Raw genomic sequence first — 20,680 nt, forward strand, 5'->3', positions numbered from 1 at the left:
AGACGACCGGTTTCGAGATGATTTGCTACAGCCTAGGTGAGCCAGCACCGGTAGATCAAGCCTGACACTGCTTGTTCTGTCGTAAGCACGGTGGTGCTCAAGTCGCGGTTGCGCTGATCGCTGCCTGGAACATCCACCACCTTCCAGCCGATAATGGCGAAAGTGGAGTTGAGAGCCTGAACTGCGCAGCGAGCATCCGTGTTCTCCGGCACGTTAAATTGCCAGCGGACATCGATCGCGGTGTCATCGATGATCTCGTAGCCGGTGTCTTTTGCCTCGAACTGGGCAGGTGCTTCGAGCAGCCCGCCCCACACCAGCCACGCGGCGAAGACCACGACGAAGCCCACTGCGGCGCCAATCACGATGATGCGATTGTTGCGTTTGGCTTTCGGGCTGCGACCGTAGCGGGCATCCAAGTCGGTGGATGCGGTGCCGGCAGTTGCGGCGCTGTCAGCGGTGCCAGCGGGCTTACTGGATGCTTCGGGCACGCGGGGCTCCTTCATACGACGGTATTCTTGTTACTACAAGGCTATTCGCAAACTCGCGTGATGAAATCATCGAGTGAACACCCCAGAGGACAACAGTTGATTTCTTTCACTTCGCTCGCAACCAGCGCGATTCTCTGGACGGCAACTCCGAGCCCCGAACCGACGCTGTACCCGGCGTTCGAGGGCGACCCCAACTCGGTCACGCCGGGAGTCGTCGGCTTCTTGGCAACCGCATTCATCGCCATCGTTACCGTGCTGATCATCGTTGATATGAACCGCCGCGTTCGCCGAGTTCGCTACCGCGAGCTTGCGCAAGACACGATTCGTGCCGAGCAGGATGCTGCGGCCTCCGATAGCGCTGCCACGCTGGGTACCGCGGTCGACGCCGACCCCGACCTCAACGCTGATGCCGATCTGAGCGCCGACGCCCGCGACGGCGACACCCCTACACAACGGGCGGATTAGTCGCGACGAGAAAGATGCCGACCCAGTGGCAAAGGAACGCCAGTAGCGTCAGCGTGTGAAAAATCTCGTGGAAGCCGAAGACCCCGGGAATGGGGTTGGGTCGCTTCATGCCGTAGACCACGGCCCCCACGGTGTAGAAGAGTCCACCAGCCAAAATCAGCGTCATCATGATCCAGTTGGCTTGAAAGAAGTCGACGACGAACATCATCGCGGCCCAGCCCAGCAGAACGTAGAGCGGAACGTAGAGCCAGCGCGGGGCGCCCACCCAAAAAATGCGAAAGCCGATGCCGAGAGCGGCACCGCTCCACACGAGCCAGAGCAGCAGAGTTGCCTTCTCAGGAGGCAGGGCCAAAACCGTGATCGGCGTATAGGAACCGGCAATAAGCAAGAAAATATTGGAGTGATCGAAGCGCTTCAGCAGCATCCGCGTCTTGTCGCTCCAATTGAAGCGGTGGTACAACGCAGAGATTCCGAACAGCATGAGCGACGACGCCACAAACACGGCTGAACTCACCTTGGCCGCCGTACCGTCGGCCATGACTATCAGGATGACGCCCAAGGCAATGGCGATGGGGAACGTGCCAGCGTGAATCCAGCCCCGCCACGTGGGCTTCTGGTCGGCAGGGTCGTTGAGCATCACATCGTCGACGAGCGGAATCTCGGGCAGACGCGACGCATCTTCTTGTTCGACGGCCGCTGCGGCAGCTGAATCGGCAGCATTCTGGTTCATCCTCACAGTTTACGCCCGGGCAGGTTTGACTTGCTGGGCGCCGCAGTGGTCTAACGTAGTCCCGTGAGTAAGCGACAGTCACCATTCGGTCGCGGTTTTCTCTATGGTCTGTACCAAAAGAAACTGCGTCGCCAACTAGAGGGCCAGCAATTGCCGCGCCACGTAGCCATGATCATCGATGGCAACAGGCGTTGGGCCAAGCTGAAAGACCTCGAGACCGCAGCTCACGGCCACCGCGCCGGAGCCGCGAAATACCGCGAGTTTCTCGTGTGGTGCGACGATCTCGACATCTCGGTAGCAACGCTCTACCTGCTTTCGACCGACAACCTCACGGGGCGTTCGCCGGAAGAACTCACCGAGTTGTTCACGATCATCGGTGACCTTGCCGAAGACCTTTCGCACTTCAGAGACTGGCGCGTTCAGCATGTGGGGTCGGATGCCGGACTCCCCGATCAACTCAAAGCTCAGCTCACCGCAGCTCACGATCGCACCGCCACGAACACCGGCCTGCACGTGAACCTCGCCATCGGTTATGGCGGTCGCCACGAAATTGCCGAAGCTATGCGCCGTATCGTGCGCAAACACAGCGCGGAGGGGCACAGCCTTGAAGCGCTCGCCGAACTTCTTACGCCCGAACTCATCGGCGAGCACCTTTACACGAAGGGTCAGCCCGACCCCGATCTGGTCATCCGTACCTCGGGCGAGCAGCGGATTAGCGACTTCATGCTGTGGCAGTCTGCGCACAGCGAGTTGTATTTCATGGAGGCCCTTGGCCCCGATTTGCGCGAGGTCGACTTTTTGCGCGCACTGCGAGACTTCTCACGCCGCAATCGCCGCTTCGGCGCTTAGCTTCTGCACGTTTCTCGTGGTTGGCCTGTCACCGGCGTGCCACGAAAGTGACGCAATGGTGTCTAGTGGCGTGTCGTGGCGCCCACGAGGTGCTGCAGGTTTAGCGTTCAAGACATCAGGTATGGCGCCTGATCGAGACGGCCACGTAAGTTCGTTTTCGTAAAGTACTGGCCGTCTTCGCAGACTGGATCCGAGTGCTCGCACTCGGGGATGGAGTGCACGTTGGCCGACCTAGCAAGCCCCAAGACCACGATCACCACGTCGAAGGCGGGAGGTCGAGCTCAGCGGCAAGCCGAACGTACCTACGTTCTGGATACGTCAGTTTTGCTCTCCGACCCCAGCTCGATCAAGCGGTTCGCCGAACACAATGTTGTTCTGCCCGTGGTGGTGATCTCCGAACTCGAAGCTAAGCGTAACGACCCAGAGATCGGCTACTTTGCCCGCCAGGCGCTGCGCAGCCTCGACGAGTTGCGCATCAAGCACGAGCGCCTCGACTTTCCGATCGCCGTTAGCGATGCCGGAGGCACTCTGCGCGTTGAGCTCAACCACTCCAACATGTCGGTCCTGCCCTCCGGGCTGCAGCTTGGCGATAACGACTCGCGAATCCTTGCCGTTGCGCTCAACCTCTCCAATGAGGGGCTGGATGTCACGGTCGTGTCTAAGGACCTTCCGCTTCGAGTGAAGGCGGCATCCATCGGTCTCGCGGCTGAGGAGTATCGGGCCGAACTGGCCGTGGATTCCGGCTGGACTGGCCAGGCTGAGATTGAGCTCAGCGGAGATCAGGTGGCGACGCTCTACGACAAAGAAGAATTGCACACCAGAGCCATCGCCGAACTGCCCGTGAACACCGGCCTCGTGGTGCACTCTGAGCGCGGCTCGGCACTGGCCAAGGTGACCGCCCGCGGCAAGATGGCGCTCGTGCGTGGCGACCGTGACATTTTCGGGCTGCACGGTCGCAGCGCCGAACAGCGACTCGCGATTGAGATGCTGCTCGACCCCGAGCTGGGCATTGTGTCTCTCGGCGGTCGTGCCGGCACGGGTAAATCGGCGCTCGCGCTGTGCGCTGGCCTCGAAGCGGTGCTCGAGAAGCAGCAGCACCGCAAGATCATGGTGTTCCGTCCGCTGTACGCGGTCGGCGGCCAAGAGCTGGGCTACTTGCCGGGGGATGCCTCAGAGAAGATGAACCCGTGGGCTCAAGCAGTCTTCGACACCCTCGGTTCTGTCGTCTCCGAGAATGTGCTCGAAGAGGTTCTCGACCGTGGCTTGCTCGAAGTGTTGCCGCTCACTCACATCCGAGGCCGTTCTCTGCATGACGCGTTTGTCATTGTGGATGAGGCACAGTCGCTTGAACGCAACGTGCTGTTGACAGTGCTCAGCCGCATCGGCCAGAACTCACGAGTAGTTCTGACCCACGATGTGGCGCAGCGCGACAACCTGCGAGTGGGCCGCCACGATGGTGTCGCGTCGGTGATTGAAACTCTCAAGGGACATTCCCTGTTTGGCCACATCACCCTCACGCGCTCTGAGCGCTCCGCCATTGCTGCTCTGGTCACTGATCTGTTGGAGGGCAACGAACTCGCCTAACAATTAGCTCTCAAAGTCTGAGCGCGCCGCGGAGGAGTCGGCGCGGTGCGCTCAGGCGACGTAAGGTTTTCTCGTGGGCTGGGTTTGGTGGTTTATCGCGGTGCCCCTCGGGGTAGCTGCCCTCTGGGCAATTTTTGCACCCCGAAACCAGTGGCGCAGTCTTTTTTCCTGGTCGGTAGCCAACGCGCACACGGCTGAACCGGGCGGAGCGGCTTACGCTTCGCGCCAGATCTTGGCGGCACTCGCTTTGGGGTCGGCGCTCACCATGATCGTGATTGCCATGGTGGCCACCATGGTTAATGAGCCGCAAGAATCCAGCTCCCCGAGCGATATCCAGAACATGTGGGGATCGCCAGCGCCCCTGCTCGTGTACCGCACTTTTCAGACGGCGAAATCAGTGGACGACTCGCTGGTCGACGTGCCGATCGAGAGTTACCTTTCGGTCAACGACGACGAATACCCGCCGTTGTACCTGCTCGAATTGGAACCGTTTTCACGCCTTGGCACTACCGGCATTCCCGGGTATATCGGCAGCGAGCCGGCCGAGACAGACTCGACCATCACGCGAGCAGATGTCGTGATTCACGTTCGTGGACCGCTACTGTGCATCCCGCGTCGCGTCGTCGCGGTGGAGACACCAGACGTGGTTCAACTCGCTGTGCAATACGGTTTGCCGACTCCGAGCGATGGTTCGAAGCCCGACAATGTCGAGGCCTGCCCGGTGGGAGAGGACCTCTCGGGGTCAGTTTTGATCCCGGTACGACTCAAAGATCCGATCGGAGAGCGTTCCGTCCAATCTCTCGACGGAACGCCCCTCGCGATGGCTGATTCGGAAGGTTAGCCAGGCGTCGTCATCGACAGAACGTCGAGGGCGGCATCCAACTGTTCGATGGTGACTTCGCCACGTTCGACAAAGCCGAGGTCGATCACTGCTTCGCGCACGGTGATGGACTGGGCAACAGCGTGCTTGGCGATCTTCGAGGCTGCTTCGTAGCCGATGATCTTGTTGAGCGGGGTCACGATCGACGGCGACGACTCGGCAAGAGCCAGCGCACGCTCGAGGTTCGCTTCGAGGCCGTCAACGGTCTTGTCGGCGAGGGCGCGCAGCGAGTTGGAGAGCAAGCGGCTCGACTCAAGCAGCGAGGTTCCCATCACGGGAATAGCAACGTTGAGCTCGAAGGCTCCGGATGCTCCGCCCCAGGCGATCGTCGCATCGTTACCGATAACGCGAGCACAGACCATGAGCACGGCCTCGGGGATGACGGGGTTGACTTTGCCGGGCATGATCGACGAGCCGGGCTGAAGGTCGGGAATCTGCAGTTCGCCGAGACCGGTGTTGGGGCCTGAGCCCATCCAACGAAGGTCGTTGCAGATCTTGGTGACGGAGACTGCAATCACGCGGAGAGCACCGGATGCCTCAACGAGGGAGTCGCGAGCACCCTGAGCCTCGAAGTGATCTTCGGCCTCGGTGATCGGCAGACCCGAATTCTCGGCAAGGATCTCGATAACGCGCTGCGGGAAGCCGAGGGGAGTGTTGATTCCGGTGCCCACAGCAGTGCCGCCGAGGGGAACTTCCGCAACGCGGGGGATAGCCGACTGGATGCGGGCAATGCCGAGACGAATCTGGCGGGCGTACCCGGCGAACTCTTGGCCGAGGGTGACGGGCGTGGCATCCATGAGGTGGGTGCGGCCAGCCTTGACGGCGCCCTTCCACAGTTCAGCCTTCACGTCGAGGGCAGCAGCGAGGTGCTCGAGCGAGGGGATGAGGTCGCCGATGAGGGCGCCCGTGACGGCGAGGTGCACCGAGGTGGGGAACACGTCGTTCGACGACTGCGACGCGTTGACGTGGTCGTTGGGGTGAACGGCGCTGCCGAGCGAGTCGGAGGCGAGTCGCGCCAGAACTTCGTTCATGTTCATGTTCGACGACGTGCCGCTACCGGTCTGGTAGGTGTCGACGGGGAACTGGTTGTGGTGCTGGCCGTCGATGATCTGGTCGGCGGCGCCCACGATGGCATCCGCAATCCCGGAGTCGAGCTTGCCGAGTTCACTGTTGGCGATCGCAGCGGCGCGCTTGACGCGAGCCAGAGCCACGATCTGAGCCGGCTCGAGGCCGGTGCCCGAGATGGGGAAGTTCTCCACAGCACGCTGCGTCTGAGCGCCGTAGAGGGCATCCTTGGGCACGCGTACCTCGCCCATGGTGTCGTGTTCGATGCGGTATTCGGTGGAACTCGTCACAGCGTTGTAATCCTTTGTTTGCGAGCGAACGTGGTGGAAGCGTTAGACCGTGCCGATGACGAGGTCGGGGACTGCCCGGCCTTCAAGCAAACGGTAGTTGGCGCCTACTACGGCAAGCGTACCGTCGGCCACAGCGTCGCTGATGAGTTCAGAAGCGTTCATCAGTTCGAGGATGGTGGCGCGCAAGTGAATGCGCCCGACGTCGTAGGCGTTGATGTTCGCCACCTCGACAGAACCGGTGTCGCTGCCGGCGACGCGACGCACGGCAGGCACGATCTTGGAGATGAGCGACTGGATGTGTGGGGGCAGTGCCGGAGCGTCTTCCGTCTGCGATTCGATGGCAGCAGCAACCGCGCCGCACTCGTCATGACCCAGTACGAGAATGAGTGGCACGTGGAGAACGCTCACGGCGTACTCGAGAGACCCGACAACGGAGCTCGAAATGACCTGGCCGGCGTTACGCACGACGAAGAGATCGCCGAGACCTTTGTCGAAGATGATTTCGGCGGCGAGACGCGAGTCGCTGCAGCCGAAGAGTGCCGCGTGAGGAGCTTGCTCATTAGCGAGCTCGGTGCGACGCTCTACATCTTGGCGCGGGTGCGCGGGCTCGCCAGCGACGAAGCGATCGTTGCCGCGCGACATTTCTTGCCAGACCTGGGCGGGGGTTCTGGTTGGGTTCGTCATTGCGCCTCCGAGTCGGCAGCAATCGCTGCAGCGAGTAGTTCGAATTCTGCATCGGCAGCGGTGCCGTGAAGCACGACCGTACTGCCGGCAATCTCTGCCGACATTGAGTATGCGTAGTTTCCGGTGTCAGCGGAAGAGCGGCGATCGTAAATTGTCCACTGGATGCCGTCGATGGTGGTCGTCTCCGTGGCGAGAGCGCCATCCGTCACAATGCCGAGCCAGGTCGGGTTCGCGTCGATACCCTGCTCGAGCGCAATGAACTGAGCGGAAGCGGAGTCAGTGGCCGCCGTGATGAAGCCGATGTACCAGGTCTGAACGGATGACGTCGTGCCGAGTCGTGCCGAGTTTGAGTACCACTCGTCGGGCGTTGCCGGCGCGAGCAGTGGTTCGTTGGCATTGGTTTGGGCATCGGCCGCGATCTGTTGGTAATCGGCCGTGACGGGGGTCTCGGTGCTCGGGCGCACCACAACAAGCACCAAGAACAGCACGATGACGAGCGAGGCGAGGGTGGCGCCTACAAGATTGAGCAGCGTTTGGTTGGCGCGATGCTTGCGGGAGGTCTCGGCCTTGCGCGCGAAGGTCTCTTCGGGAGTTTCGGGGCGGCCTAATCCTGCAACTTCGCGCGGTTCGGTGCTCTTAGCCATTACTGGTTGTCGCCCGAATCGGCGTCGTCACCCAGACCGGCGGTGCGAGCGGCATCCAGGCGAGCGCGGGCACCCACGAGCCACTCTTCGCAGCGCTGAGCGAGAGCCTCGCCACGTTCCCAGAACGAGAGCGATTGTTCGAGCGTTGCCGAACCCTGCTCTAGCTCGCTCACTACAGAGATGAGTTCATCCCGAGCCTCTTCATAGCTGAGCTCGCTGACGGGGGTTTCGTTGGGGGTAGCCACGATGTAATTCTACTGTTCTCTAGTGGTCTGCCGGCTGGCCGGAGACGGTGGTGGAAATCTTGCCGTCGGCGACGGTGAGCAGTAGCTCCGTGCCATTGGGGGCGTCGGCGGTGGAGCGCACTGCGGTGCCGTCGGGCAGCTGCGCGATCGCGTAGCCGCGCTGCAAAGTTCGTTGCGGGGAGAGGGCACGCAGCTGGCCCGTGAGTTCGGTGACGCCGAAGTGAGCCTTCTCGATCGCGCGTTCCATGAGTTCGTTGCTGCGCGAGACATAGCGTGACAACTCGTCGGCGTGCGCATCGACGAGCGATACCGGGTTCGCCAGCACGGGGCGCGTGCGCAGCGACTCCAGGCGATCACCTTCATGGCTCAAGCGTTGCGTGATGCGCAACCGCATTCCGGCGCGCGCTTGCTGCACGCGACTCAACTCTTCTGCGACATCCGGCACGACCCGCTTCGCCGCGTCGGTGGGGGTGGATGCCCGCAAGTCAGCAACCTCATCGAGCAGCGGCCGGTCGTTCTCGTGACCAATCGCCGACACCAGCGGAGTCACGCAGGCCGCAGCCGTGCGCACTAACGCTTCATCGCTGAACACGAGCAGGTTCTGAAAATCACCACCGCCGCGGGCGACGATAATGACGTCGACCTCGGGGTCGGCATCCAATTGGCGGATGCCCTGCGACACTTCATTGACCGCACGCTCTCCCTGCACCGCTGCATGCGCGGTGCGAAACTTCACGGCGGGCCAGCGCAGCTGAGCGTTGCGAATGACGTCTTTCTCAGCGTCGCTGTCTTTGGCGGTGACTAGCCCGATGCAATTGGGCAAGAACGGGAGCGGCTTTTTGTGCTCGAAGAGACCCTCGGCGCGCAGCTTCTGGCGCAGCAACTCGAGCTTCTCGAGAAGGTCGCCGAGGCCAACATGGCGCATTTCGAGCACCTGCATCGTGAGCGTGCCGCCCTTGACCCAGTAGTTGGGCTTGACGAGCGCAACAACGCGGTCACCCTGCTTGAGATCTTTGGGCAGCTTGGTGCGCACCGACGACCAAATGGTGAACGAGATGGTGGCGTCTACTTCAAGGTCTTTGAGCTTGCCGTAGATGTTGCCGCCCGAGCCACCCCACTGGGTGATCTCGCCTTCGACCCACGCGGTGCCGAGTCGTTCAATCCAGCCGCGAATCTTCTGCGACAGTACCGATACCGGCCACGGCGTATCGACGGTGGGCGGGCCCTCTGTGATCGTCACCTAGCCTCCTCAAGCTTGTGTTTATAGGGTAGAGGATGCCGCTGATACTGCCCTCCGTTCGGCTTCCGTGCAGCAGTCTTCGGTAGAATCTTTTCTGTGAGCACCATTTCTAACGGAAGCGCCCAAGCGCTAGCGATGCCCCCGATGCCCGCCCGCCGAGAGCAATTGAAAGATTTGCCGGTTGCGGGCGCCAAGCGCGTGGTCTTAGCTGCCCCGCGCGGCTACTGCGCCGGCGTCGATCGCGCCGTCATCGCGGTAGAGAAAGCGCTCGCCAACTACGGTGCTCCCGTCTATGTGCGCAAGCAGATCGTGCACAACATCCACGTCGTCACGACGCTTGAAGCGCAGGGCGCCATTTTCGTGGATGAGGTTGAAGAAGTTCCCGAAGGGTCGACCGTTGTCTTCTCCGCCCACGGTGTCTCGCCTGCTGTCGTCAAGGGTGCCGCCGACCGCGAACTACACGCGATCGATGCAACCTGCCCGCTGGTGACCAAGGTGCACCGGGAAGCGACGCGCTTCGCTCGCGACAACTACCAAATCTTGCTGATCGGTCACGATGGCCACGAAGAGGTCGAAGGCACGATGGGTCATGCGCCCGAGCGCACCATCCTCGTCAACAGCCCGGCCGATGTGCCCAACATCGTCGTCGACAACACCGACAACCTCGTGTGGCTCTCGCAGACCACGCTGAGCGTCGACGAAACGATGGAGACGGTTCGACTGCTGCGCGAACGATTCCCCACGCTGCAAGACCCGCCCAGTGATGACATTTGTTACGCCACTCAAAACCGCCAGGTCGCCATCAAGAAGGTCGCTGAAGACGCTGACCTCGTGATCGTGGTCGGTAGCGCGAATAGTTCCAACACGGTGCGTCTGGTCGATGTCGCTCTGGAGTACGGCGCGAAGGCCGCTTACCGCGTCGATTACGCGAGCGAAATCAAGCAGGAGTGGCTCGAAGGCGTCTCCACCGTTGGCGTGACCAGCGGAGCATCCGTTCCTGAAGTTCTCGTTCAAGAAGTGCTCGCTGACCTTGCCGAAGCGGGCTACGGCGACGTCTCGACAGTGGTCACCGCAGAGGAAGACCTGATGTTCTCACTGCCCAAAGAGCTGCGTACCGACGCGCAAGGCAACCCCGACGAACGTGGCCTCGGTGGCCGCAACCGCAAACTTGATTGGCAACAGGGTTAATGACTGATCCCCGCCCTCGCCCGAAATACGGCGAATACGCACCGCTGCCCCCAGCAGCGCCCGAAGGGGTGACTGAGCCCAGCACAGGCGCCCAGTACCCAGCCCCTGCGTTGCACACGGCAGTGCCCCACGTAATTCCGGCGTCGGTGCCAGCCGCTCCACCCGAGCGCCCGCGGCGCATGTGGGATGTCCTACTGACAGCCACGCTGCTGCTTTTTGGCGTCGTGGATGTCATCAACGGCTTCGGTACGGCCGCCAATCTTGGGCCGATCTTGCGCGAGGGCCTCGCGGCTCAAGGCTTCGACGGCTTTGCCGCGGATGAGGCTGCCGCCGAGGCGGGAGCGGTCGCGAACATTGTGCGCGTCATCGCGCTCGTGCTCACGATTGTGTTCGCGCTCATCCAGATTCAACGCACGAAGATTGCCTTCTGGATTCCGCTTGTCGGAGCCACGATCGCGACCATCGCCCTGTTCGTGGCCATCTTTGTTGCCGTGCTGAGCGATCCCGGCTTCATGACCTACGTCGACAGCCTCCAGCCGCAGTAGCGCTGCGCCACTAGTGCGGACCGCTGTTGTAGCGCTGCCTTAACGACAAATGGGGGCCGGCCCGAAGGCCGACCCCCATCTGTGAGGAAAGTTACTTGCTGGAGTGGCCAGCCGAACCCAGCTGCTGGGTGGCTTCGACAACGCGGAGGGCGAGAGCCGACTCTGCTGTCTTGCCCCAGGCGCGGGGGTCGTAGATCTTCTTGTTGCCAACTTCGCCGTCGACCTTGAGGAAGCCGTCGTAGTTCTTCAGAACGCTGTCAGCGATGGAGCGGCTGTAGGCGTACTGGGTGTCGGTGTCGATGTTCATCTTGATGACACCGTTGGCAACGGCGGTGGCGATTTCTTCATCCGTTGATCCCGATCCACCGTGGAACACGAGGTCGAGCGGGTTCGCGTCGGTGCCGTACTTCGCGGCGATACCGGCCTGAATTTCGCCGAGCAGTTCCGGGCGAAGCTTTACGTTGCCGGGCTTGTACACACCGTGCACGTTGCCGAAGGTGAGGGCTGCGATGTAGCGGCCCTGCTCGCCAAGGCCGAGGGCGTCGACGGTAGCGATGACGTCATCCAGCGTCGTGTAGAGGCTGTCGTTGATGTCGTGGCTGACGCCGTCTTCTTCTCCGCCGACGACGCCGATTTCAACTTCGAGAATCGAGTTGATGGCCTTCATGCGGGGGAGGATTTCGCGCGCGATCTCGAGGTTCTCGGCGAGAGGAACAGCCGAGCCATCCCACATGTGCGACTGGAAGATCGGGTTGCGACCGGCCTTAACCTCGGCTTCGGATGCCGCGATGAGCGGGAAGACGAAGTCATCGAGAGCGTTCTTGGGGCAGTGGTCGGTGTGCAGCGCAACCGTGACGGGGTAGTTCTTGGCTACCTCGGTGACGAACGCGGCGAAAGCGAGCGCTCCGGAGGCGCGTGCCTTGACGGACTGGCCAGCGAAGTAGTCTGCGCCACCCGTGGTGACCTGGATGATGCCGTCAGAGCCAGCATCGCTGAGGCCCTGAAGCACGCCGTTGATGGTGGACGACGACGAAACGTTGATGGCGGGGTAGGCGAAGGAGTTCTTCTTCGCCTTGTCGAGCATTTCTGCGTACTGGTCTGGGGTTGCGACGGGCATTGTTGTCTCTCCTCATGCGGTACCGACTACCGCTCTGGTCCGGCTCGCGTCGATTCTATCCACCTGCTCTGGACGGGCGCGAACTGTTGCACGTTAGTGCGATCTCTGCGGTAATGCTCAAAGCCGGTGCAACGATTCGGATAGGCTGGGGCTGCGCTGACCACCACCGGCGCGTCCCCAGTCGACCAACTCTCAACGAAGGATGCTCTCAGGTGAGTACAGAAACCGGCACGCTATTCCTCCATCCCGATCGCAACCTCGCTCTCGAGCTTGTGCGGGCCACCGAAGCGGCGGCGATTCGCGCCGTTCCCTTCATCGGTAAGGGCGACAAGCTCGCAGCCGATGGCGCCGCTGTTGACGCGATGCGCAAGTTCTTGGGAACCGTCGACTTCGACGGTCTTGTTGTTATTGGTGAGGGTGAGAAAGACAACGCACCGATGCTCTTCAACGGCGAGCACGTCGGCACTGGCCGCGGTCCCGCCTGCGACATCGCTGTTGACCCGATCGATGGCACCTCGCTGACCGCCGCCGGGCGTCAGAACGCGATCTCGATGATTGCTGTTTCTGATCGCGGCACAATGCTCGATGCCTCGACCGTGTTCTACATGGACAAAATCGTCACCGGTGCTGAGGGCGTTGGCGTCGTCGACATCCACAAGCCCATCGGTGAAAACATCCGCGCGCTCGCTAAGGCCAAGGGCAAGGCCCCCGAAGACATCGTTGTTGCGGTGCTTGACCGACCGCGTCACGCTCAACTCATCGAAGACATCCGTGAGTCGGGCGCCGGAACGCGCCTCATGCTCGACGGTGACGTTGCTGGCGGCATCAACGCCGCACTGTATGGCACGCGTATCGACATGTGCGTTGGTATCGGCGGCAGCCCCGAGGGTGTTGCAACTGCCTGTGCGATCAAGGCTCTGGGCGGCGAGATTCAGACGATTCTTTATCCGCAGACTGATGACGAGCGCCAGCGCGGTCTGGATGCCGGTCTCAAGTTCGATCACGTCTACACCGCTGATGAGATGGTGGCCAGCGACAACACGTTCTTCGTCGCGACGGGCGTCACCGACGGCGGACTCGTGAAGGGTGTGCGCCGCTACGGCCCGATCATCCGCACCGAGTCAATCGTCTTGCGTTCACACTCGGGAACGATCCGCCGCATTTCGGCTGATCACCTCGCTGAGAAGTGGCTCGACCACTAAAGACAGCCTTCAACTGGCGCGTTCTCCGTCTCGGAGAGCGCGCCAGTTCTCGTTAACGGCCGTCGCTATCGGTGGGCAGTTCGAGTTCCAATTCGGCCGCCGTGATGTGCTTCGGCGTGCCCTCGACCAGCTGGGTGTCGCCGATCACTTTTGATTCGTCGAGCGCGTTGAGCTTGCGGGCCGTCACGAGCACGCGGCTTTCGAGTGAGTTCGCGAACTGGTTGTAACTGCTAACGGTGGTGTCGATCGAACGACGCAGTTTGTCGGCGTGCTCGGCGAGCGTCGCGAGGCGCTGGTAGAGCTCCTTACTGAGGTCGAACAGCGTCTTGGCTTGATCTGTGAGCACGTCTTGCTGCCACGAGAACGCGACTGTCTTGAGCACCGACCACAGGGTGACGGGTGAAGCGAGAGCGACGCGCTTGTTGAAGGCGTAATCCATGATCGAGGGGTCAGCTTCCATCGCCGACGACACGAGGGACTCACTCGGAATGAATGCGATCACGAGCTCGGGGGAGGCATCGAGCCCGGCCCAGTAGGCCTTGCTCGCGAGAGTGTCGATGTGGCCCCGCATCACCTTGACGTGCTGCTTAATAAGGGCTTCGCGGCGCGCACCTTCTTCTCCCGTTGCAGTGACGGAGATCTGGCTCGCCTCCAAGAAAGCGGTGAAAGGCACCTTGGCGTCGACCGCGATGTTCTTACCGCCGGGAAGGTGAACGACCATGTCGGGGCGGCCGGCACCAGCATCCGACGTGATGCTCGATTGCACATCGAAGTCGACGCGCTCGATGAGGCCGGCAGCCTGCACGACGTTGCGCAACTGGGTTTCGCCCCAGACACCGCGGGTGGAATTATTGCGCAGGGCCGACGCCAACGACTCGGCGGTGCTACGCAGGCGCTCTTCGGATTCCGTGGCCGACTTGAGCTGCTGGCTCAACTCGCCGTGCTGCAGACTCCGCTGCGATTCGAGCTCGGTGACCTTGTTTTGCATGGTGCGCAGTGTTTCTTGCACGGGAGTAAGGGCCTGCAGCACCTTCGACTCGCGGCGCTCGCGTTCGGCAAGAGCCGCTGCCTCGTCACGCTGGCGATCGAGAGTTTCGCGGTACTGCAACTGCAGCGACGCAACCTGCTCGTTCAGCGCATCCGCTCGGGCGGACACGGAGGCCAACTCCGCCGCCAGTCGAGACTGCTGTTCGCGCTCGGCGGCGGTCACGTTCGCGATCGCGGCTTGATGGCGGGCTTCGAGAACCTCGGGCGGCACCTGGCCGGAGGGCGCAGTCGCCCGCACGCGAGCAATCAGCAGGCCGATAACAACACCGAGCACGGCACCAACAAGCAGGCCAACGACGAAAGCAACAACAGGATCCATGCCGTCAGTGTGCCAGCCAGCAACGACATTGTCGGGAGGACAGCGCGAGCGGGGCGGAGAGCAGCGCTCGCGCGGCGCGGAGGGTTACGGGCCACGAACGCGATCCACGAGTGCGAGCGCGAGCCACGCTCGCAGTGCTCATCCCCAACCGCCCCTACAGTTAAGGGCATGGCCAGCGACTCCGTGCATCCGCTCGATGTGAGCACCGACGATCTGCGCTACCTCATTGCCGTGGCGCGGGCCGGCCGGATGGTGTCGGCAGCCACTTTGCTCGGCGTCGACCACACCACCGTGCGTCGCCGCATCGATCGCCTTGAGGCTGCCCTCGGCGTGCGCCTGCTCGACCGCGGTGCCGATGGCTGGGAACTCACCGCCATCGGTAAAGAAGTAGCCACTCGCGCCGCGGGCCTCGAGAACATTGTCGAAAACGTTGTCGGGGCGACTAGCGGCAGCGCCGACGAGGTGCGCGGCACCGTGCGCATCGTGGCGCCCGACGGCTTCGGGGCCACGTTTGTCACCGCAGCGCTCGCAGCGGTGCAGGCGGAGCATCCGGCGATCAGAGTTGAACTTGTCACCTCGACTCGACCGCTGAGTCTGCGCGGTGCTGGCTTCGACCTCGCGATCACGATCGGTACCACGGCGACCTCGCGCCTCGCATCCGAACCCCTTGCCGCCTACGCGCTGCGCCTGTATGCCTCGCCCGGTTATGTGGCTTCTCATCCAGCGATCCGTTCGGTGGCTGACCTCGACGCGCATCCGCTGGTCTTCTATGTGGATGCCCTGCTCACGGTTCGCGAGCTCGACCTTGCTCCGGTGCTCGGCGGTATGCGCGTGGGATTCGGTTCCACGAGTGTGTTTGCGCAGCTCGAGGCCACGCGTCAGGGAGCCGGAATTGGGCTGCTGCACGCCTTCATGGCCGAGCCCGAACCGGGCCTCGTGGCCGTGCTGCCCGAGGAGGTCAGCTTCCGTCTGGAATTCGCGCTGTCAGTGCGCAAAGAGGCCGCGGATATTGAGGCAGTTCAGCTGGTCAGAGCCGCTTTACATCGCGAAGTTGCGCGTCGCAGTTCGGAGTTATTGCCCCTCGAATAGTGCGGCGCTAAGCCGGCCGATGGGGCCCCCGCACGGTCTGTGCGTTTTTGCAGATTGCCCGTGCACTAATAGGTCTTGATTGCAGATTTCAAAGGCTGCAGACTGGGGCTAATTCCGACGAAAGTAGGCCCATGTACTCCACGATTCCCCACTGGATCAACGGCGCCGCTACCGAGGGCGACTCGCCCAACCGTGGCGATGTCTTCAACCCCGCAACCGGTGCTGTCGCTCGCACGGTTCCGCTCGCATCCGTCGCTGACGTCAACGCTGGTGTTGCCGCTGCGAAGGCCGCGTTCCCCGCCTGGGGAAACACCTCACTTGCTAAGCGCACCGCCGTGATGTTTGCCTTCCGTGAGCTCTTCAACGCTCGCAAGGATGAGCTCGCTGCCATCATCACCGCCGAACACGGCAAGGTTCTTTCGGATGCTGCTGGCGAGATCGCTCGTGGCCTCGAAGTTCTCGACTTCGCCTGTGGCATCGCTCAGCTCAGCAAGGGCGAGTACAGCGAGAACGTGTCGACCGGTGTTGACGTGTACTCGTTGCAGCAGCCGCTTGGTGTTGTCTCGATCATCAGCCCCTTCAACTTCCCGGCCATGGTGCCGATGTGGTTCTTCCCGATGGCTGTTGCCGCGGGTAACACCGTTGTGTTGAAGCCCAGCGAGAAGGACCCGTCCGCATCGCTCTGGATGGCAGAACTCTTCACTGAGGCTGGCCTTCCCGATGGTGTCTTCAACGTGGTTCACGGTGACAAGGTCGCCGTTGACACTCTTCTCGAGCATCCGGATGTCGCTAGCGTTTCGTTCGTTGGTTCCACCCCGATCGCTAAGTACATTTACGAAACCGCTGCCCACCACGGCAAGCGCGTTCAGGCTCTCGGTGGCGCCAAGAACCACATGCTGGTGCTTCCGGATGCCGACCTCGACCTCGTTGCCGACTCTGCCGTCAATGCCGGTTTCGGTTCCGCTGGCGAGCGCTGCATGGCAGTCTCGGTCGTCGTAGCTGTTGAGCCTGTTGCTGATGAACTCATTGCCAAGGTCAGCGAGCGCATGGCGACGCTGCGTACCGGTGACGGCACGCGCGGCTGCGACATGGGCCCGCTCATCACGGCCCAGCACCGCGACAAGGTTGCCAGCTACATCGAGATTGCGGAGACCGACGGCGCGACGGTTGTTGTTGATGGTCGCGGCATCGAGATCGATGGCGACGCTAACGGCTTCTGGCTCGGCCCGACGCTGATCGACAACGTATCGACCGACTCCGACGTCTACAAGCACGAGATCTTCGGACCGGTACTCAGCGTCATTCGCGTCGCCACCTATGAAGAGGGTCTCGAGCTGATCAACTCCTCGCAGTACGGGAACGGCACCGCGATCTTCACGAACGATGGCGGAGCGGCTCGTCGCTTCCAGCGCGAAGTTGAGGTCGGCATGGTCGGCATCAACGTTCCGATCCCCGTTCCCGTGGCGTACTTCTCCTTCGGTGGCTGGAAAGACTCCGCGTTTGGTGACACGAAGGCCTATGGTCCCGACGCCATCCGTTTCTTCACGCGTCAGAAGGCTGTCACCAGCCGCTGGCTCGACCCCAGCCACGGTGGAATCAACCTCGGCTTCCCGCAGAACAACGGCTAATAACTAGCCTGCTTTACCTTCGCGATGGCGGTCCCGTTCCTCGGGGCCGCCATCGCCGGTAGGATTGACTCCCGTGGCTCTCACTATTGCAATCGTTGGACTCCCGAATGTCGGCAAGTCCACCCTCTTTAACGCTCTGACCAAGAACTCGGTGCTCGCCGCGAACTACCCGTTCGCAACCATCGAACCTAACGTGGGCATCGTCAACCTGCCCGACCCGCGCCTTAAGGTGCTTGCGGGCATCTTCAACAGTGAGCGCATTCTGCCTGCTCCTGTTTCCTTCGTTGACATCGCCGGCATTGTGCAGGGCGCCAGCGAGGGCGAAGGCCTGGGCAACAAGTTCTTGGCGAACATCCGCGAGGCTGACGCTATCGCTCAGGTCGTGCGCGGCTTTAGCGACCCGGATGTTATTCACGTCGACGGCAAGGTTGATGCGGCATCCGACATGGAGACCATTAACACCGAGCTGATCCTCGCCGACCTGCAGACCCTCGAAAAGGCTGTCGCTCGCTACGAGAAGGAACTCAAGACCAAGCGTGTGGAGCCCGCCGTTCTCGAGGCCGCGCTCGCTGCGCAGGCGTTCCTCAACGAGGGCAAGCCGCTCTCTGAGGCCACCAAAATTGAACTGGAGCTGATCCGCGAACTGGGTCTGCTTACTTCCAAGCCGTTCATTTACGTTTTCAACGTGGATGAAGCGGTGCTGGGCAGCACCGAGAAGCTCGCCGAATTGGCGGCCCTGGTTGCCCCCGCGAAGGCCATCTTCCTCGACGCTAAGTTGGAGGCCGAACTCATCGACCTCGACGACGAGGATGCCGCGGAGCTTCTCGCGAGCACCGGTCAAGACGAGAGCGGTCTCGACCAGCTCGCCCGCATCGGCTTCGACACTCTCGGTCTGCAGACCTACCTCACGGCCGGACCGAAAGAGACTCGCGCCTGGACGATCCCGAAGGGTGCCAAGGCACCTCAGGCTGCCGGCGTCATCCACACTGACTTCGAAAAGGGCTTCATCAAGGCCGAGGTCATCGGCTTCGACGACCTCGTCGAGACCGGCTCTATCGCGGAGGCTCGCTCCAAGGGCAAGGCTCGCGTCGAGGGCAAGGAATACGTCATGAGCGACGGCGACGTGGTGGAGTTCCGCTTCAACAACTAGGGGTTTTCGTCTTCCGTCACGCCAAGCTGGTCACAATCTCCGTGAGAAGAACACCTAGCGCGCTGAGACCTTCAGCGTGTTGGTGGTTCTGGTGATGCGCTCCCCGTCGTTCTCGAGGAAGACGATCTCGCCGAACTCGAGAAGCGACCAGTCGTCACCCTCGGTCAAGGGCTCGGAGGCGAATATGACACCGGTCGCGTCATCCTCGCTGCTCTCCTCAAAATCGTAGGTCGTTGCGTCGTCCTCGAAGTTGCGCCCCATCAGTAGGTACATCGGTTCGAGGAGCATCGAGAGCGCGAAGTCGTCACTGTCGGGGGCTGACTTCCGCAGCTCCTTCCAGTCACCAGCGGGGTTGGACTCACCGTGGTGACCGAGGCCGACGTTGACACCGATGATGCGGTCGGCTGACACGAGGGCCATTTTCAGCTTGGTCAGAGCGCCAAGGTCGAGGTCCTTCATCGCCTGGGCGATCAGCTCGATGAGCTTCTCGATCGCTCGTTGGACGTCCTCGTTGCTGTCTCCCTCGAGCAGCGAGAGGAGTAGCACGTAGATGAACTCGGTGTCCGTGTTTCCGCGCATCTGTTCGAGATGCCGATCCTCGCAGTGCTGCAGCAGCTCGCGCTGCAGGAGCTGCCAGTTCGGCAGGTAGCCATTTTGGGCGACGATCCACGGGGTCTCCTCGAAAGAGAATGGGTGGCAGTTCTCGTCGACCATCACGACCTTCGAGTCGTACGCCGCGGCTCGCACATGCGCCAACATCGTGCTGGCCTGGAGGCTGGGGATCATCCGGCTGGCGTTGTCGTCGTAAAAGGCCGCCATGGGTCGGCGGTAGATGAAGGGTTCTTCGGGCTTCAGCAGGTGCTCGCCCCAGATCCCGAATCCCCATCCGGCCAGCTGGAGCTCGGGGTGCCGTTCGGGGTCGAGTGCCTGGTTAATCAGGCTGTTCTCTGGCTTGAGGAGGAGATTCTCCAGTGGTGTCTCAGGACCGAGGTAGGCGAGCACGCGGCACATATATCTCCTTCGTTGGGCTCCTGCCATTCTATTGTCGTTGCACTGAGTCGGTGCTGGTAGCAGTGGCGGTCCGCTCCAACAACTAGCCGCGCCTCAGCCTTTGATCCCGCGGTCTCGCGGTCGCTGCAGGGTCAAGCGAACTTCGTGAAAACCGAGGTTCGGTGCTCAAGGTTACGCACCTCGGTAAACCCCATCGCGCGGTAGAAGGCGATCTGTCCCGGCTCGTCATCCGTGACAAGAAGTTTTTGCCGCACGTCTCCAAATGGCTGGAAGACTCGAAGGAAGAGTTCGCGACCGATTCCGCTGCGGTGGTACTCCGGCACGACCAGAATGTCTTGCAGGTAGACAATCGTCAGCCCGTCGCCGACGACACGTGCGAGCCCGACTAACTGGATGCCATCCCAAGCGGTCACGACTCTTAGCGATGCGGCGATGGCGGCCATGAGCCGATCGGGGTCGAGGGTGTAGGCCGTCCACTGCACTGCGGCGTACAGATTGATGATTGCGTCGCGACCGAGTGGCGCGTCAACACGGTAGGTGGTGCTCCTCCCGCGATCATAGCTGCGGAGGCTAACCGCGTTCATAAGCAATTGCTCACATCGCAGCGCGCAGAATTACCAATCCTTGGTACTCTGACCACATGGCTCAAAACACTTCGATCAGTCTGGATGACCACTTCGCGGAGTTCCTTTCTCGCGAGGTCGAAACCGGACGGTACCGCTCTGCTAGCGAAGTCGTTCGTGCCGCTCTGCGATTGTTGGAAGATCAAGAGACCCAGATGGCCGGGTTGAGATCAGCGCTCGTGGCGGGTGAAGACAGTGGCGAGCCGCGAGAATTCGACTTCGACGCCTTCGTTGCCTCGAAGAAGCAGTGACGGGCTATCGCCTCACCCCGGCAGCCCAGCGAGACCTGTCCGCGATCTGGGACTACACGCAGGAGCGCTGGGACGCGACACAAGCGGAGACCTATCTATTCGAGATGAGGGCGGCGATCGAGAGAATCGCCGCTGACCCTCAGCGCGGACGTACATGCGACGACATTCGCGAGGGCTACCGCCGCTACAGCATCGGTAGTCACCTGATTTTCTATACCCAAGGATTCGACAGCGTGGACGTGATCCGCATTCTCCATCAGCGGATGGATCCGACGCGGCACTTCTAGAAACGTCAACGGTGGCCTAGTCATGGTCACTGATTTTCGGTGCCGGTAGGATTTTCACA

At 61.8% G+C, this 20,680-nt stretch carries 23 protein-coding genes; 12 read left to right on the forward strand and 11 right to left on the reverse strand.

Annotated features, from left to right (window positions below):
- Window positions 1-32: 32 nt before the first annotated feature.
- Window positions 33-503 (reverse strand): DUF4307 domain-containing protein, encoded by a 471-nt coding sequence (locus tag ESZ53_RS13280; protein ID WP_129073259.1) that lies wholly within the window; start codon window positions 501-503, stop codon window positions 33-35.
- An 81-nt stretch (window positions 504-584) separates the two neighbouring features.
- Here ESZ53_RS13280 and ESZ53_RS13285 point away from each other — a divergent pair, with 81 nt between their 5' ends.
- Complete coding sequence (locus tag ESZ53_RS13285) at window positions 585-953, forward strand: hypothetical protein (RefSeq protein WP_129073260.1); 369 nt, start codon at window positions 585-587, stop codon at window positions 951-953.
- Here ESZ53_RS13285 and ESZ53_RS13290 read toward each other — a convergent pair.
- Window positions 934-1,683, reverse strand: coding sequence for a hemolysin III family protein (locus ESZ53_RS13290; protein WP_129073261.1), 750 nt, complete (start codon window positions 1,681-1,683; stop codon window positions 934-936). The genes ESZ53_RS13285 and ESZ53_RS13290 overlap by 20 nt on opposite strands.
- Window positions 1,684-1,746: 63 nt before the next feature.
- Here ESZ53_RS13290 and ESZ53_RS13295 point away from each other — a divergent pair, with 63 nt between their 5' ends.
- The 3 genes from ESZ53_RS13295 to ESZ53_RS13305 all read left to right on the forward strand — a co-directional run bounded on the left by ESZ53_RS13295 (window position 1,747) and on the right by ESZ53_RS13305 (window position 4,957).
- The gene (locus tag ESZ53_RS13295) at window positions 1,747-2,532 is read left to right on the forward strand and encodes an isoprenyl transferase (RefSeq protein ID WP_129073262.1); all 786 of its coding nucleotides are present in this window, start codon (window positions 1,747-1,749) and stop codon (window positions 2,530-2,532) included.
- Window positions 2,533-2,742: 210 nt separating this feature from the next.
- A complete protein-coding gene (locus tag ESZ53_RS13300) occupies window positions 2,743-4,116 on the forward strand; it encodes a PhoH family protein (protein WP_371683538.1) in 1,374 nt (457 codons plus the stop codon).
- Window positions 4,117-4,189: 73 nt separating this feature from the next.
- Window positions 4,190-4,957: a fumarate hydratase gene (locus ESZ53_RS13305; RefSeq protein ID WP_129073264.1), complete on the forward strand. Its 768-nt coding sequence runs from the start codon at window positions 4,190-4,192 to the stop codon at window positions 4,955-4,957.
- Here ESZ53_RS13305 and ESZ53_RS13310 read toward each other — a convergent pair.
- Genes ESZ53_RS13310 through xseA form a run of 5 tightly spaced genes read right to left on the reverse strand, consistent with a single transcriptional unit; the run spans window position 4,954 to window position 9,164 of the window.
- Window positions 4,954-6,351, reverse strand: a complete 1,398-nt coding sequence (locus ESZ53_RS13310; RefSeq protein ID WP_129073265.1) for a class II fumarate hydratase — start codon at window positions 6,349-6,351, stop codon at window positions 4,954-4,956. The two genes, ESZ53_RS13305 and ESZ53_RS13310, sit on opposite strands and share 4 nt — an antisense overlap.
- A gap of 42 nt (window positions 6,352-6,393) precedes the next feature.
- A complete protein-coding gene (locus tag ESZ53_RS13315) occupies window positions 6,394-7,035 on the reverse strand; it encodes a carbonic anhydrase (protein ID WP_129073266.1) in 642 nt (213 codons plus the stop codon).
- The gene (locus ESZ53_RS13320; protein ID WP_129073267.1) at window positions 7,032-7,679 is read right to left on the reverse strand and encodes a DUF4245 domain-containing protein; all 648 of its coding nucleotides are present in this window, start codon (window positions 7,677-7,679) and stop codon (window positions 7,032-7,034) included. Before ESZ53_RS13320 ends, ESZ53_RS13315 begins: the two co-directional genes overlap by 4 nt.
- The gene (locus tag ESZ53_RS13325) at window positions 7,679-7,924 is read right to left on the reverse strand and encodes an exodeoxyribonuclease VII small subunit (RefSeq protein ID WP_129073268.1); all 246 of its coding nucleotides are present in this window, start codon (window positions 7,922-7,924) and stop codon (window positions 7,679-7,681) included. Before ESZ53_RS13325 ends, ESZ53_RS13320 begins: the two co-directional genes overlap by 1 nt.
- A 19-nt stretch (window positions 7,925-7,943) precedes the next feature.
- Complete coding sequence (gene xseA / locus ESZ53_RS13330) at window positions 7,944-9,164, reverse strand: exodeoxyribonuclease VII large subunit (protein ID WP_129073269.1); 1,221 nt, start codon at window positions 9,162-9,164, stop codon at window positions 7,944-7,946.
- A gap of 135 nt (window positions 9,165-9,299) precedes the next feature.
- On the opposite strand from xseA, the gene ESZ53_RS13335 reads away from it, so the two are divergent.
- Together ESZ53_RS13335 and ESZ53_RS13340 are read left to right on the forward strand one after the other, a co-directional pair.
- A complete protein-coding gene (locus tag ESZ53_RS13335) occupies window positions 9,300-10,352 on the forward strand; it encodes a 4-hydroxy-3-methylbut-2-enyl diphosphate reductase (RefSeq protein ID WP_129073636.1) in 1,053 nt (350 codons plus the stop codon).
- A complete protein-coding gene (locus tag ESZ53_RS13340; protein ID WP_129073270.1) occupies window positions 10,352-10,897 on the forward strand; it encodes a DUF6264 family protein in 546 nt (181 codons plus the stop codon). Before ESZ53_RS13335 ends, ESZ53_RS13340 begins: the two co-directional genes overlap by 1 nt.
- 91 nt (window positions 10,898-10,988) lie before the next feature.
- Here the strand turns inward: ESZ53_RS13340 and fbaA are convergent, their stop codons facing one another.
- Complete coding sequence (fbaA, locus tag ESZ53_RS13345) at window positions 10,989-12,014, reverse strand: class II fructose-bisphosphate aldolase (protein WP_129073271.1); 1,026 nt, start codon at window positions 12,012-12,014, stop codon at window positions 10,989-10,991.
- Between the two features lie 212 nt (window positions 12,015-12,226).
- Between fbaA and glpX the strand changes: the two genes are divergently transcribed.
- Entirely contained in the window at window positions 12,227-13,216 is a 990-nt protein-coding gene (gene glpX / locus ESZ53_RS13350) for a class II fructose-bisphosphatase (protein ID WP_129073272.1), read from the forward strand.
- Window positions 13,217-13,268: 52 nt separating this feature from the next.
- On the opposite strand, the gene rmuC is transcribed toward glpX, so the two are convergent.
- The gene (gene rmuC, locus ESZ53_RS13355) at window positions 13,269-14,582 is read right to left on the reverse strand and encodes a DNA recombination protein RmuC (RefSeq protein WP_129073273.1); all 1,314 of its coding nucleotides are present in this window, start codon (window positions 14,580-14,582) and stop codon (window positions 13,269-13,271) included.
- 168 nt (window positions 14,583-14,750) lie between these two features.
- On the opposite strand from rmuC, the gene ESZ53_RS13360 reads away from it, so the two are divergent.
- The 3 genes from ESZ53_RS13360 (at window position 14,751) to ychF (ending at window position 18,449) form a co-directional block, all read left to right on the forward strand.
- Entirely contained in the window at window positions 14,751-15,671 is a 921-nt protein-coding gene (locus ESZ53_RS13360) for a LysR family transcriptional regulator (protein WP_129073274.1), read from the forward strand.
- Window positions 15,672-15,802: 131 nt separating this feature from the next.
- Window positions 15,803-17,299: a CoA-acylating methylmalonate-semialdehyde dehydrogenase gene (locus tag ESZ53_RS13365; protein ID WP_129073275.1), complete on the forward strand. Its 1,497-nt coding sequence runs from the start codon at window positions 15,803-15,805 to the stop codon at window positions 17,297-17,299.
- Window positions 17,300-17,372: 73 nt separating this feature from the next.
- Complete coding sequence (ychF, locus tag ESZ53_RS13370) at window positions 17,373-18,449, forward strand: redox-regulated ATPase YchF (RefSeq protein WP_129073276.1); 1,077 nt, start codon at window positions 17,373-17,375, stop codon at window positions 18,447-18,449.
- Window positions 18,450-18,503: 54 nt separating this feature from the next.
- On the opposite strand, the gene ESZ53_RS13375 is transcribed toward ychF, so the two are convergent.
- Window positions 18,504-19,460, reverse strand: coding sequence for a class II glutamine amidotransferase (locus tag ESZ53_RS13375; protein WP_129073277.1), 957 nt, complete (start codon window positions 19,458-19,460; stop codon window positions 18,504-18,506).
- Between the two features lie 131 nt (window positions 19,461-19,591).
- Window positions 19,592-20,044 carry a GNAT family N-acetyltransferase gene (locus ESZ53_RS13380; RefSeq protein WP_129073278.1) on the reverse strand — a complete coding sequence of 151 codons (453 nt, stop codon included), beginning with the start codon at window positions 20,042-20,044 and terminating at the stop codon, window positions 19,592-19,594.
- A gap of 56 nt (window positions 20,045-20,100) precedes the next feature.
- Here ESZ53_RS13380 and ESZ53_RS13385 point away from each other — a divergent pair, with 56 nt between their 5' ends.
- Window positions 20,101-20,334 (forward strand): type II toxin-antitoxin system ParD family antitoxin, encoded by a 234-nt coding sequence (locus ESZ53_RS13385; protein ID WP_129073279.1) that lies wholly within the window; start codon window positions 20,101-20,103, stop codon window positions 20,332-20,334.
- The gene (locus ESZ53_RS13390; RefSeq protein ID WP_129073280.1) at window positions 20,331-20,621 is read left to right on the forward strand and encodes a type II toxin-antitoxin system RelE/ParE family toxin; all 291 of its coding nucleotides are present in this window, start codon (window positions 20,331-20,333) and stop codon (window positions 20,619-20,621) included. The genes ESZ53_RS13385 and ESZ53_RS13390 overlap by 4 nt, the downstream gene beginning before the upstream one ends.
- Window positions 20,622-20,680 lie beyond the last annotated feature (59 nt).

Origin of the sequence: Salinibacterium sp. UTAS2018 (assembly GCF_004118935.1) — a bacterium.
Taxonomy (GTDB): Bacteria; Actinomycetota; Actinomycetes; order Actinomycetales; family Microbacteriaceae; genus Rhodoglobus.